Genomic DNA, 11,730 nt, shown 5'->3' on the forward strand with positions numbered 1-11,730 from the left:
TCAGCACACGACCGCGGGATCCCGACAGTCGGTGGGGATGCGTTCGACGATCCCGCCGGCGAACACCTCGTAGAGCGGCAGCGTTTCGAGATGCACATATCCGATGTGGCAGTCACAGACCGTATTCGGGCAGGGACGCGGCCGTAGTGCGTGCAGATAGGTGCCGTCGTAGAGGTTGCCGAGCGGCGCCGCGACGAAATGGCAGCGGCGCACCAGCCCGTCACCGTCGACGCTGATCACGCTCTCCCCGGTGCGGCACGGCAGCCCCACCGACGGGTGCGGGTGCGCCGAGTATGCGAACAGCGGATCGAGCGCGGTCCACACCGCTTCCTCGGCCGGGTCGTAACTGCGGCCTTCTTCGGCGTTGACCCACAGATAGGTGTGCCCGGGTAGCGCCGCGCGCAGGTCGCGTGCGGCGTCGAGGTTGTCGGCGAGCCCGACGATCCCCACCGAATGCCGGATCCCGATGGCATCGAGTTCGGCGGTGCGCGCCACGAATCGCTCGCGGGTGGTTTCACCGGGATGGTAGGTGCACCACAGGGCGAGCCGGGTGGGGTCGGCGGCAGCGAGCCAGCCGGTGCGGCACGACAGGTTGGTCTGCACCGCCACGGTCCCCACGTGCGGCAGGTGCGACAGCGTCACCAACGCCTCGCGGTACCAGGAGCGGGTCAGCGCTTCGCCCCACGGGGTGAACAGGATCGAGAGCTGCCGATGCCCGTGCGGGTTACGGGTGACCCAGCCGACGAATCGGGTGAGTGCCGCCCGGTCGGCGCGCAGCGTCGCGGGACTGTCGCGGCGCTTCGCGAACGGGCAGTACGGGCAATCGTAGTTGCAGCTCGCCAGCGGACCGCGATAGAGGATCGTCAGCTCGGGTGAACGAGGGCCGCTGGTCATCGGGTTGCGGCCGCGGCCATCGCCGCGCGGATCGTCGTCGACACCAGCCATGGACCGATGACGTCGGAGTGAGCGAGCCCGTCGTCGGTGAGCCGGATCAGGGTGCCACCGGCCGGGTCGGGCCGGTGGAGGGACCAGCCGCGGGCGGTCAGCTCGGCGAGTTCGGGGATGTCGACGGTCGGGTCGGTGCCGAACCGGGCGGTGTAGTCGGCGGTGCGCATCCCGTCGGTGCGCAGCAGGGTTTTGATCAGCCAGCGGCGGCGCTGTTCCTGCGCGTCGAGGTGCACCCCGACGGTGGCGCGGGTGAAATCGGTGGTGGCGCTGTATTCGTCGAGGATCGCCCGCACCGCGGGGATCCCGACGGCGTAGTCGAACGAATAGTGCAGGGTGTCGGTGTAGGAGCGGGCACCACAGCCGAGCCCGATCATGCCGTCGTCCTGGCAGCAGTAGTCGGTGTCGTCGCCGGGCACATCGGCGCGGCGGAACTGGCGCATCGACTGTTGCCGATAGCCGGCGGTGGTGAGCGCGGCAACTCCTTGCCGGTACAGGTCGAGGCGACGAGCGTCCCATTCCGGGTCCGGCAGCTGCTCGTCGGCGGCGCGGCGACCGAGCCCGGTCAGCGGCCGCACGTACAGCGGATACAGATAGATCTCCTCGGGACGTCGCGCGAGCGCGGTGTCGAGGGAGCACTGCCAGGTGTCGGGGGTCTGCCCGTCGATGCCGTAGATCAGGTCGAGGTTGACGACGGGAAAGCGGCCGCCCTGGATGCGGTCGAGGGCCGCGTCGACGTCGGCGCGGTGCTGGGGGCGGCCCGCGGCGTGTGCTTCCCGATCGAGGAAGCTCTGCACCCCCATGCTGATCCGGTGCACCCCGCGGTCGGCGAGCACCGTGAGCCGATCGGCGGTGGCCGTCGCGGGAGAGGTTTCCACCCCGATCGACAGCTGCGGCAGTTCCGGGGCGAAGCCGGTGAGGATGTCGAACAGTTCGTCGAGTTCGACCGGTTCGAGATAGGTGGGGGTTCCGCCGCCGATCGCGGCGGTGGCGACGCGGGCATCGCGGCCGGTCGCGTCGAGTTCGGTGCGGACCTGCTGAGCCTGGCGGCGTAGTGCCCGCAGGTAGTCGGCGACGCGGCCCGAGGGTGGGCGGGCGGTGGTGAACAGATTGCAGAAACCACACCGCATCTCGCAGAACGGGATGTGCGCGTAGAGGAACAGCGACGAGAGGTCCTGCCCGGCCCACACGTCCCGCAGGCGTGGTGCCGGGTCGAGTGGCCGGTAGGCGCTCTTGTGCGGATACGCATACAGGTATCCCTGGTACGGGGAGGCATCCAGATCGATGCGCGTGTCGTTCATGCGGGGACTCCAGGTGTGTTGTGCGGCAGGACGGTGTGCGCGTACGGCACCGTCCACACGCAGTCGTGCGCGAGCCGATGCCCGTGCCGGTTGTCGTCGCCGTATGCGGTGCCATGATCGGAGCACACGATCAGGAACACCGGTCGGGGAGCGGTGCTGAGCAGCGCAGTCAGCCGCGGGATGCGCGAATCGACGTATCTCAGGGCCGCGGCGTGGCTGGCCAGGGTGTCGGGGCGGCGCGTCTCGGGGGTGCTGGCGATGCCGTCGAGGTAGAAGTGGTTCGGTTGGTGCAGGGCTGCGACGTTGACGAACACGAACCGTGGCCGCGGATCGTCGACCACGAGGCGGCGCTCGAGGATGTCGAGTTGATGATCGACACTGGCCGGGTCGGTCACGCCGGTGGCCTCGGACCAGTGGCGTTCCTCGAACAGATCGGGCAGCACCGAACCCACGGCGGTCTGCCGGTTGAAGAAGCCGACGCCGCCGATACACATGGTGCGGTAGCCGGCGGCGGCGAGCGCCTCGACGACCGTGGCCTGGCCGAACAGCCAGGTGCCGGACCCGAGGAGAGCTTCGGTGTGCCCGGGGAATTTTGGGGCGAACAACCGCTCGTGGTCACCGCCGTCGGCCGGGGTGGGCAAAAACCCGGCGAAGAACGCCTGATGCGCGGGGAAGGTGAACGTCGCGGGGGTATGGCGACGCTCCCACCGCCCACCCGGAAGCAACGCGGCGAGGTGCGGGGTGCGGCCGGCGGCCAGTTCGGTGGCGGCGACGTCGAAACGCAAGGTGTCGAGGGTGACGAACACGATGTCGTGAGTGCCGACGACGTCGCGGAACGCGGGGATCTGGGTCATGCGGTGAACACTCCGGTCAGGCTGTGAATCTGGGCGTCGTAGGTGTCGTGCTCACGGCAACGCAGGCCGGGCAGGTTCGGCAGCAGATCACCGAAGGCGTTCACCTCGGCGACGGCCACCGGGATGGGCTGCGGCCCCGACGATGCGGCTCTCGCCCCGACGAGCACATCGACGCCGACGGTGTGGGTGCGAGGAAAACGCCGGGCGGTGGTCTCGGCGACGTCGAGCACCCGCCGCCACCCCGGTTCGCCGATCGCCGCGCGCAGCGCCGCGACGTCGCCGCGGGCGTTGCCCAGGTGCAGGTTCGTCACCGACCCGTGCGATGTCCGGACCACCGCGTGGGTCGCGGCGCCGGCCACGACCAAGACCCGCACATCGACGGCCCGGCCCTGCAGCACGAGTTTCGGGAACCACTGTTCGATATGCAGTCGCTGCGGAGCGAGCGCATCGATGAGCGCACCGACCTCCTTGTCGCCGCGGAACACTCCGGTACGGAGACTGTTGACCGGCTGCCCGTCGTGCCACCGCACCGGGCCACGGGCGAGCACATCGGCACCGGTGCCCTGCCCGCGCAGTTGCAGCGCAAGCACCCCCGACGCCGAGGAGCCGTGTGCGGGTTTGACGAACACCCGGGACCAACCGCGGTCGCGGAGCCGAGCCCGTACCTCGTGCCAACCAGCGACCGCGGTGATGCCGGGCTCGTCGAGCGCAGCGGGTACCGGGATGTCGGCGGCGGCGAGACGCGCGTGGCAGGTGGCTTTGTCGAACAGCACCGCGAGGTCGTCGGGATCGGCGGTCATCCGCGCGCCTGCCGAGTCGGCAGCGGCACCGAGCCCGCGGGCGGCGGTGGTGAACCCGGCGTACCACGCGGGCCCGGCGGTGATCGTCCCGTGCGGCGCGCACCGGGGAGCACCCCTCAACAACCGGTCGACGACCGGGTCGTCGCCGGGGGAGTCGATGCGCACCAGCATCGGCGCCCCCGGTGTGGCCAGGGCCTCGGTGAGGACTGCACCCGCGTGAGCGGGCCCGTCGGCGAGGACCGCCCGCCAGCTCAACACCCGCGGCGACGGGCAACCCGCCCGATGCAACGCCGCGGTGAGCAGGGTGGTGCGGCGACTGCCCGGGTTCCCGACCACCAGCATCCCCGATGTGGATCTCATTCGGAGACAGCGGTATACAGGTAGACCTCGTCGTTGTACGTCTCGGGTTCCTGCCGGTCGGCGGCGGAAATCTCGATCTGCGGGTGCGCCGCGCGCAGCCGCGTCAATGCCTCGTCGGACACGAAATGATGGTCGAGGATCAGGCTGCGCACCGCTCCCAGATCGGCAGCGGCGAGCGCGTCGGCGCCGGTGTCGGTCAGCGTGCCGTTCGACAGGTCGAGCGCGGTGATGCGCAGCAGAACCGGTGCCTGCTGTAGTGCCGCGGCGATGCGGTCGGCGAGGTCGCTGTTGCGTAACCCGAGGCGGGTCATCGCCGGGAACCGGTCGCCGGCGAGCAGGCCGGTGAGCGGATCGAGATCGGTGATGGCTCCGTAGTTGTCGACGCCGAGCCAGAGCTCGAGGTCGGTCAGGTCGGGTGCGTCGATCGCGAGCAGCGCGTCGAGGTAGCCCTGCTGCAGCCCACCGGATTCGACGGTCAGCGACCGCAGGCGCGGCAGCGTGGGTGTAGCGAACGAGACCGGATCGTTGACGATGGACGTACTGCCGCCGCGCAGCTGGAGGGTTTCGAGTTTCGGGATGACCGCGAGGACCGCGCCGAGATCACCCCAGTCGATCCACGAGATCTCCGACTCTTCGAAAGTCATATCGCCGACGAACAGGTGCCGCACGGCGGGGAACGCCGCGAGCAGCGGCACCACCTTGTCTGCGGGCAGTGGATCGCTGGCCTCGGTCCAACATCCGAACACCAGCGTGGTGATCTGTCCGGCCCAGGGTTGACCCGCGAGGGACAGGAGATCGTCGACGAATGCGTCGTCGCCGCGCCGCCAGTCTGTCGCGACCTTCCATGCGACCGCGGCGGGATCGGCGGGGGCCGTGGTGTCCGAACTGTAGTGCTCGACGGGGAGTCCAGCGAAGGTGCTGGTGGGGGTGTCGATCGTCACCGGTGATGCTCCGTTTCCGAGGAGTAGGTCGGCCGAAGTGCGCCGTCGGCACCCTATGACACGACCCCGACTCGTTTCCGAGAGAGCCGCGCGGCACACTGGCATCATGAGCAACACCACAGCCGGTTCGGCGGCAGCGGGCATCGTCGTCGTGTTCGGCGGACGCAGCGAGATCGGCGTCGAGATCGCCGCCCGGTTGGCGCCGGGTCGCACCGTGGTGCTGGCAGCGCGCCGCGCCGACGACCTCGCGGGGCCGGTGGCACACGTGCAGGCTGCGGGTGCGGCGGCGGTGCACACCGTCGAATTCGATGCCGACGCACTCGACACCCACACCGCGGTGCTCGACTCGATCAGTGCTGCGCACGGCCCCATCGATGTGGCGGTGCTCGCCTTCGGGATCCTCGGAGACCAGGCTCGCGCCGAAACCGATGCGGCGCACGCGGTCGCGGTCGTGCACACCGACTATGTCGCCCAGGTCGGGTTGCTCACCGTCCTGGCCCAGCGCCTGCGGGAGCAGGGCAGCGGCCGCCTTGTGGTGTTCTCTTCGGTCGCCGGGTGGCGGGTGCGCCGCGCGAACTATGTGTACGGGTCGGCGAAGGCCGGCCTGGACGGATTCGCATCCGGGCTGGCCGATGCCCTGCACGGCAGTGGTGTGTCGCTGCTGTTGGTGCGGCCCGGGTTCGTGATCGGCCGGATGACCGCGGGGATGAGCCCGGCACCGTTCTCGAGCACGGCGCCGCAGGTGGCGGACGCGACGGTGCGGGCACTGCACCGCGGTCGCGGTGAGGTGTGGGTGCCTGCGGTGCTGCGGCCGGTGTTCTTCGGGATGCGGTTGCTGCCGCGCGCGGTGTGGCGGCGGATGCCGCGGTAGGGACGGGTTGGTCGTGGGCGCAGGCCTCGTTGGCTCATGGACTTCTTCTCCGTGGGAACAGTGCTCGAGCGCACTGAAGGGCGCGTCGTCGAAGCAGCGTACGAGCGAATGACTGCCGACCTGTTCGTCTTCGAGAACTCCGTCCAAGACAACGGTGGTACCGCACAGTCCTACAGTGGATTGCGTGTCATCGATCAGGAACCTCTCGGTAGGGCTACCCATCCGATCGGGGCACGTTCTCGTGCTCGATGGTGTGGACCGGGTGACCGGCGAAGCGTTTCACCGCGCGATCGGTGGCGGCATCGAGTTCGGTGAGACTGCGGAGATCGCAGTGCGACGAGAATTCACCGAGGAACTGGGCGTCACCCTCGGTGCTACCGAACTACTCGCAGTGGTGGAGAATATTTTCGAGTACGAGGGCAACCCCGGACACGAGATCGTCCACGTCTTCGCGGTTGACTCGGTCGAGATCGATGCGATCCCTCGGAGCGCGCAGTTGCGGGTGCTCGACGAAGGCAGCCCGATTCGATGGGTCTCGATCGGTGAGGCGAACCATCCTTTCTATCCGACCGGCGTTGCGGACATCCTGGATACGCTTCTGCGCGAATCATCGAGCTGAAGATGGGCGGGTCCGACAGCGACCGGCTGACAACGTGGGACGATCTTCGCCGCATACGGTAGACAAGGATACGAAAATGGCCGTTTCGGCCTACCGACTTACCGCACTCATGTCGGGCGCCCTACTCATCGTGCTCTATTTCTGGAACCATCTCACCCGAAAAACAACGCCGGCGACGCATTGGTGTCGTGACCGTTACGGCTTCCCTTCGCAATTCGACTACCTGTTACCCGATCGTGCGGAGCGAATCGGAGCTGCCATCATCGATCCGTGGGGCTTGTTTCCGCCCGGGGCGACATGTGTCTTTCGGGACGTGGTCACGAACGAGGCTGTTGTTGTCAGTCCGGAGCCTTGGCGTGGCTATCTCGCCATCATCCTTGCTGCTTGCTTTCTCGTGTCGAGCACCGCGTACATTTCCCTCCGGCGCCGTCGAGCTGCCTGATTCGCGACGATATCGGTTAGCGCCCGCGACCACGTCACTACCGAGAAGCCGTCGAGACTGAGCACACCTAGCCGGACTGAGCCGGTGGCGAGGCGCCGTGGATTCGTTCGCGACGTGAACGCCAATCCCGGTGAGGAGGTGTCGGGCGACTGACCCGGACATTGTGTGTCGCCGTGGGCCGCTACCGTGGGCGAGTGAATGATCGCTTTCAGTTGGTGCCGGCTGTATATCTGCTGCTTCGTCGCAATCTCGTTGGGCGTGAACAGGTCCTGCTCCAATTGCGGGAGGGGACCGGCTACCTGGACGGGCATTGGGCTCATGCTGCGGCAGGGCACGTCGAGCGGGGCGAGTCGGTCTTCGATGCCGCTGTGCGCGAGTGTGCCGAGGAGCTCGGAGTCGCGGTCGATCCTGCTGATCTGGTGTCGCTGACCACGTTGCATCGCCGGCAGCTCCCCGGCGACTCCTACAAGGACCACCGCGTGGACTTCTTCGTCGAGTGTCGCAGTTGGTCATCAGAGCCGCGACTGATGGAAACGGACAAGGCAGCCGCTCTGCAATGGTTCGATGTAGAAGAACTTCCGACTCCGATGGTTCCGCATGAAGAGTTCGTGCTCGGCGCTCTGTGCTCTGGCCGTCTGATGCCGCTTCACTGCATCGGATTCTGAGCTCGTCACGCATCGTTGACCTAGTGCTCAGATCGCACCTGCGGTTCAGTCGGCCCGGATCATCATCGCCGATGTCCCGAGCATCAGGCGATGAACCGGCCGCGCATCAGCGGCAGCCTGAGCCTCGAGAGGCCAAGATAGAGGAGACGCATGACCGACGAATTCGCAGCCCACCGCCACACCGTAGGCGGCATCAGCTACATCGATGTCGGTCAAGGCCCGGTCACGCTGTTCGTGCACGGTGTCTTCACCAACGGCAGACTCTGGCGTAACTGCGTCCGACTGCTGTCCGATCACCGTCGTTGCATCAGCATCGATCTCCCCGGCCACGGACACACGCCTCCGCTCGGGAATCCTTCGGTGTGGGGGCTCGCTGATGCGGTCGACACCGTCATTCGCGAGCTGGATCTGCGCGACATTCACCTCGTCGGAAACGACACCGGCGGCGCCGTCTGCCAGATCGTGTTGACCCGAGATCCGGGGCAGTTCGCGTCGTGCGTGCTGACCAACTGCGATACCGAGGGTAACTTCCCGCCGCCGGCGTTCCGGCCTGCCGTGTGGGCGGCCAAGGCCCGGATGTTGTACGCAGCTCGTCCACTTTCTCGCCTTCCCGAAGTCGCCAAGCACATCTACCGCACCGGCTACCAGAACGTCTCCGCTGTGCCCGACGACGTCATCATCGATTATCTGGCGCCGCCCCTGAGCAGTCTCGACGGTGCTCGTTTCATGACAGCGCTGCTCTCGTCGATGACACCCTCTTTGCTCGCTCCGATACGGCCGGCTCTTGGTGCGTGCGAGGTGCCGACCGCCATCGTGTGGGGCACCGGCGATATATTCTTCCGTCGTTCCTGGGCGGATTGGCTCGTTGATCTGATTCCTGGTGCGACCGAGGTCGTGGAAGTGCCTGAGGCACGGTTGTTCTTCCCGGACGAGCGAGCGCGCGAACTCGTCGACGCGCTGGAATCCCACTGGAAGTAAACCGCTGCGCACTACGAGGAGCAGGACTCGTGAGGTGGGGTAGGGCCGACAGCCTTCTCGGGACGATGCGCGATGCGGCCGTCGACAAGGGCATACTGAGCCGATGCAGTCGTCGTTCTTCGATGCCCTCGACGCGCTCGCTCGCTCGGCGCCGATCCGGATCGACCGAGCCAAAGGGTCTGCGCATCCTCGATTCCCCGACGTGACCTATCCGCTGGACTACGGTTTCCTCGAGGGCACCACCACTGTCGACGGTGAGGGAGTGGACGTGTTCGTCGGCAACAACGCAGGTGCCGGTGTCACCGCGGCCGCGCTCACGGTCGATGCCGGCAAACGTGATGTGGAGGTCAAGGTTCTGATGGATTGCACACCCGGTGAGATCGATGAAGTCTTCGCGTTTCTGTCCGGGACGCTTCTGCTCGGGACCACGATCATTCACCGGTGAGCAGTCGCAGGAGAGACCGTATCCGAGGAGAGAGGACGCGATGACCTGGTCTACACGCTGCATCGTGTCCATGGCGCTGGCCGCGTCGGTCAGTGCGGTGACGACAGCGTGCGTCACGGTCGATGTCACCGGTTCGCGCGCCGCCGAATCCGAGCGAGCGGCGCCGGGGTCTTGTGATCGCTTCGACTCGTTTTCCGGGCAAATGCAGGTGGGGGATCCTGCGTTGACGCGACCCACCATCGTTCCGGGGGACCGCTCACTCGAACTCGGCGAGAGCGTCCCTCCCGTGATCCATCCGGTGCTGGAGTCGGTCGAACTCGGCGACGGCAACACCGTCGTCTTCGCGGTCAGCGGTGATGGAGCGATCGGGTGGTCTGCCCGTTTCGTGCAGGAGTCCCGACTGCGCGCCACCGACGCCGTCGTGCCGGTCGCGGGTTCGTGTCTGCTGCAGATTGATCTGAGCGGAGTGGAAACCGGCACTCCGTGGCACCACAGCGCACTGCCGGCCCGGCTGTCACCGGAGGGCGAGGCCGCTGCGGTGGTCGAGGTGCTGAGCTATCCCAGCAGCGCCACCATTGCCCAGTCGTACCTCGGAATCCGGGCCAGTACGCCCACGGTGACGGTCGAACCTTCCTCGGAGGCAGGCACTCTCACAATCAGAGTGAAAGCCGAAGAACGATGAGCCGCAACGGCCTATCGGGTCGGTGTTCATCCGGCGACCTGGACCGCTGGTAGATCCGGAATTGACGAGTGCAGCGCTGATCCCTGTTGCTCTCCTCGCCCGAACCGAACGCGATTAATTCCGGGTCCGCTCCCGGTCAACACTGCAGAGCAGATCCGTTCGACTTTGGAGGCACGATGACCCATCCGACAGCCGGCTCCCTCCCCCCGGTCGTGGACCAGCAGACCTGGCAGACAGCGCTCGACGACCTGCGTCGGCGGGAAAAGGCCGCCACCCGTGAACTCGACGCCATCGCCGCACAGCGCCGCAGACTGCCGATGGTCGCACTACCCGACTACACACTGATCGGTCCGGACGGCCCGATCCGGTTGATCGACGTGTTCGACGGCCGTTCACAGCTCATCGTCTACAACCACATGTGGTCCGACGGCGCGGAGTGGCAGTGCGGCGGTTGCACCAGCCTCACGTCGCAGTGGACTCGGCTGGGCATCCTCGACAACTACGACGCCCGCTTCGTCATTGTTACCAACGGGCCCATCGAAGACGCACTGGCCTACAAGGCGAAGGTCGGCAACAAAATGGACTGGTATTCGTCGTCCGAGAGCTCGTTCGCCGCCGACGTCGACGCACCGCCCGGCGGGGGATTCGCGGTCAATGTCTTTCTCCGCGATGGCGACAAGGTCTACCGCACTTGGCACACCACCGGCCGCGGCACCGAACAGCTCAGCTACACCTTCGCCTTGATCGACCTCTTGCCGTGGGGTCGCCAGGAGGAATGGCATGATTCGCCCGATGGCTGGCCACAGTCGCCCACCTACTCCAAGTGGCTCGACTCTCCCGACGTCGCCCGACTCTACGCACACGGCGACGTGCAGTGACGCCCCGAGTGAGGACCGCGCAGTGGTCACCTGTCGCTCGACGGCCTGAGCATCTATCACGAGGTGTGCGGCAAGCTCGGCAAGTCCGGACGGCGTCCGCCTCACAGACCAAAGCCTTCCTCCACGTGCACGGCTTTCCGTGGCCTCACGACCTGCAGAAACCCGTGTAGGCGGAGGAAAGTCCCGGAGGATGACGCGCGGGCCGGTGCGGATTCTCGTGCGGTACCTTCGGGCGACTCAGTCGCCCCGCACGGGAAGCCGACGAGGGCCCGGACCCTCCTTCGCGAGCACGTCGCCGGGGTTCGCCAACGGACAACTCTTCAGGCTCAGACACCCACACCCGATGCATCCCGAGAAATCGTCACGCAACTCGGTCAACGCCTCGATGCGGCGGGTCAACTCGTCGTGCCACATCAGCGACAGACGCGCCCAATCCTCCGCGGTCGGCACCCGACTGTCGGGCAGCGAATCGAGGGCGTTCTTGATGTCCTCCAGCGACACCCCCACGCCCTGCGCGATCCGGATGAACGCCACTCGGCGCAATGTGTCGCGCCGGTAGCGTCGCTGATTGCCGGACGTACGACGGCTGTCGATCAGCCCGCGGGATTCGTAGTAGTGCAACGTCGACACCGCAACGCCGGAGCGTTCGGACAACTGTCCGGGAGTCAGCCACACGGCAGCAGTCATCGGAAGCCTTCCTCGAATAGGAAACGCACGGTAATCAAACTTGCGCTGCACAGTACCGAAGCATTGCCGCACGGCTGATGGCCTGAGCCGCCGACACCGGAAATGATCGCGGATCGACGTTCCGGGCAGGGGGAGGGGAGCGGTGCGTCGGGCACGCGTGTGCGCAGTGTCAACGGCACCTGAAAACTGACCCCTTTCCGGCAACCGAAAATTGACCCCTCGAGTCATGCGACAGCCACTACCCCTCTGCAGCACGGCCAGT

At 66.9% G+C, this 11,730-nt stretch carries 14 protein-coding genes; 8 read left to right on the forward strand and 6 right to left on the reverse strand.

The genetic code is table 11. From position 1 onward, the window contains the following. From ACFWCF_RS06405 to ACFWCF_RS06425, 5 genes are read right to left on the reverse strand one after another with little or no spacing between them, the layout of a single operon-like run. Window positions 1-945 (reverse strand): STM4011 family radical SAM protein, encoded by a 945-nt coding sequence (locus ACFWCF_RS06405; protein WP_378558600.1) that lies wholly within the window; start codon window positions 943-945, stop codon window positions 1-3. Beyond that, a complete protein-coding gene (locus tag ACFWCF_RS06410) occupies window positions 891-2,246 on the reverse strand; it encodes an STM4012 family radical SAM protein (protein ID WP_378558602.1) in 1,356 nt (451 codons plus the stop codon). Before ACFWCF_RS06410 ends, ACFWCF_RS06405 begins: the two co-directional genes overlap by 55 nt. After that, window positions 2,243-3,100, reverse strand: coding sequence for an STM4013/SEN3800 family hydrolase (locus tag ACFWCF_RS06415; protein ID WP_378558604.1), 858 nt, complete (start codon window positions 3,098-3,100; stop codon window positions 2,243-2,245). The genes ACFWCF_RS06410 and ACFWCF_RS06415 overlap by 4 nt, the downstream gene beginning before the upstream one ends. Further along, on the reverse strand, window positions 3,097-4,260 hold the full coding sequence (locus ACFWCF_RS06420) for an STM4014 family protein (protein ID WP_378558606.1): 1,164 nt from the start codon (window positions 4,258-4,260) through the stop codon (window positions 3,097-3,099). Before ACFWCF_RS06420 ends, ACFWCF_RS06415 begins: the two co-directional genes overlap by 4 nt. Further along, on the reverse strand, window positions 4,257-5,201 hold the full coding sequence (locus tag ACFWCF_RS06425) for a hypothetical protein (RefSeq protein WP_378558608.1): 945 nt from the start codon (window positions 5,199-5,201) through the stop codon (window positions 4,257-4,259). The genes ACFWCF_RS06420 and ACFWCF_RS06425 overlap by 4 nt, the downstream gene beginning before the upstream one ends. A 106-nt stretch (window positions 5,202-5,307) precedes the next feature. On the opposite strand from ACFWCF_RS06425, the gene ACFWCF_RS06430 reads away from it, so the two are divergent. The 8 genes from ACFWCF_RS06430 (at window position 5,308) to ACFWCF_RS06465 (ending at window position 10,781) form a co-directional block, all read left to right on the forward strand. Beyond that, a complete protein-coding gene (locus ACFWCF_RS06430; RefSeq protein WP_378558611.1) occupies window positions 5,308-6,072 on the forward strand; it encodes an SDR family NAD(P)-dependent oxidoreductase in 765 nt (254 codons plus the stop codon). 184 nt (window positions 6,073-6,256) lie between these two features. After that, window positions 6,257-6,691, forward strand: a complete 435-nt coding sequence (locus tag ACFWCF_RS06435; RefSeq protein ID WP_378558614.1) for an NUDIX hydrolase — start codon at window positions 6,257-6,259, stop codon at window positions 6,689-6,691. 76 nt (window positions 6,692-6,767) lie between these two features. Then, on the forward strand, window positions 6,768-7,133 hold the full coding sequence (locus tag ACFWCF_RS06440; RefSeq protein WP_378558616.1) for a hypothetical protein: 366 nt from the start codon (window positions 6,768-6,770) through the stop codon (window positions 7,131-7,133). Between the two features lie 194 nt (window positions 7,134-7,327). After that, window positions 7,328-7,798, forward strand: a complete 471-nt coding sequence (locus ACFWCF_RS06445) for an NUDIX domain-containing protein (RefSeq protein ID WP_378558619.1) — start codon at window positions 7,328-7,330, stop codon at window positions 7,796-7,798. Between the two features lie 150 nt (window positions 7,799-7,948). Continuing rightward, window positions 7,949-8,776 carry an alpha/beta fold hydrolase gene (locus ACFWCF_RS06450; RefSeq protein ID WP_378558622.1) on the forward strand — a complete coding sequence of 276 codons (828 nt, stop codon included), beginning with the start codon at window positions 7,949-7,951 and terminating at the stop codon, window positions 8,774-8,776. Between the two features lie 103 nt (window positions 8,777-8,879). After that, the gene (locus tag ACFWCF_RS06455) at window positions 8,880-9,221 is read left to right on the forward strand and encodes an inorganic pyrophosphatase (protein WP_378558624.1); all 342 of its coding nucleotides are present in this window, start codon (window positions 8,880-8,882) and stop codon (window positions 9,219-9,221) included. A 40-nt stretch (window positions 9,222-9,261) separates the two neighbouring features. Beyond that, the gene (locus ACFWCF_RS06460) at window positions 9,262-9,903 is read left to right on the forward strand and encodes a hypothetical protein (RefSeq protein WP_378558627.1); all 642 of its coding nucleotides are present in this window, start codon (window positions 9,262-9,264) and stop codon (window positions 9,901-9,903) included. Window positions 9,904-10,079: 176 nt separating this feature from the next. Further along, entirely contained in the window at window positions 10,080-10,781 is a 702-nt protein-coding gene (locus ACFWCF_RS06465) for a DUF899 domain-containing protein (protein WP_378558630.1), read from the forward strand. Window positions 10,782-11,018: 237 nt separating this feature from the next. On the opposite strand, the gene soxR is transcribed toward ACFWCF_RS06465, so the two are convergent. Then, complete coding sequence (gene soxR, locus ACFWCF_RS06470; protein ID WP_378491249.1) at window positions 11,019-11,468, reverse strand: redox-sensitive transcriptional activator SoxR; 450 nt, start codon at window positions 11,466-11,468, stop codon at window positions 11,019-11,021. Window positions 11,469-11,730: the final 262 nt, after the last annotated feature.

Source organism: Rhodococcus sp. NPDC060090, from assembly GCF_042729855.1.
GTDB lineage: Bacteria > Actinomycetota > Actinomycetes > Mycobacteriales > Mycobacteriaceae > Rhodococcus.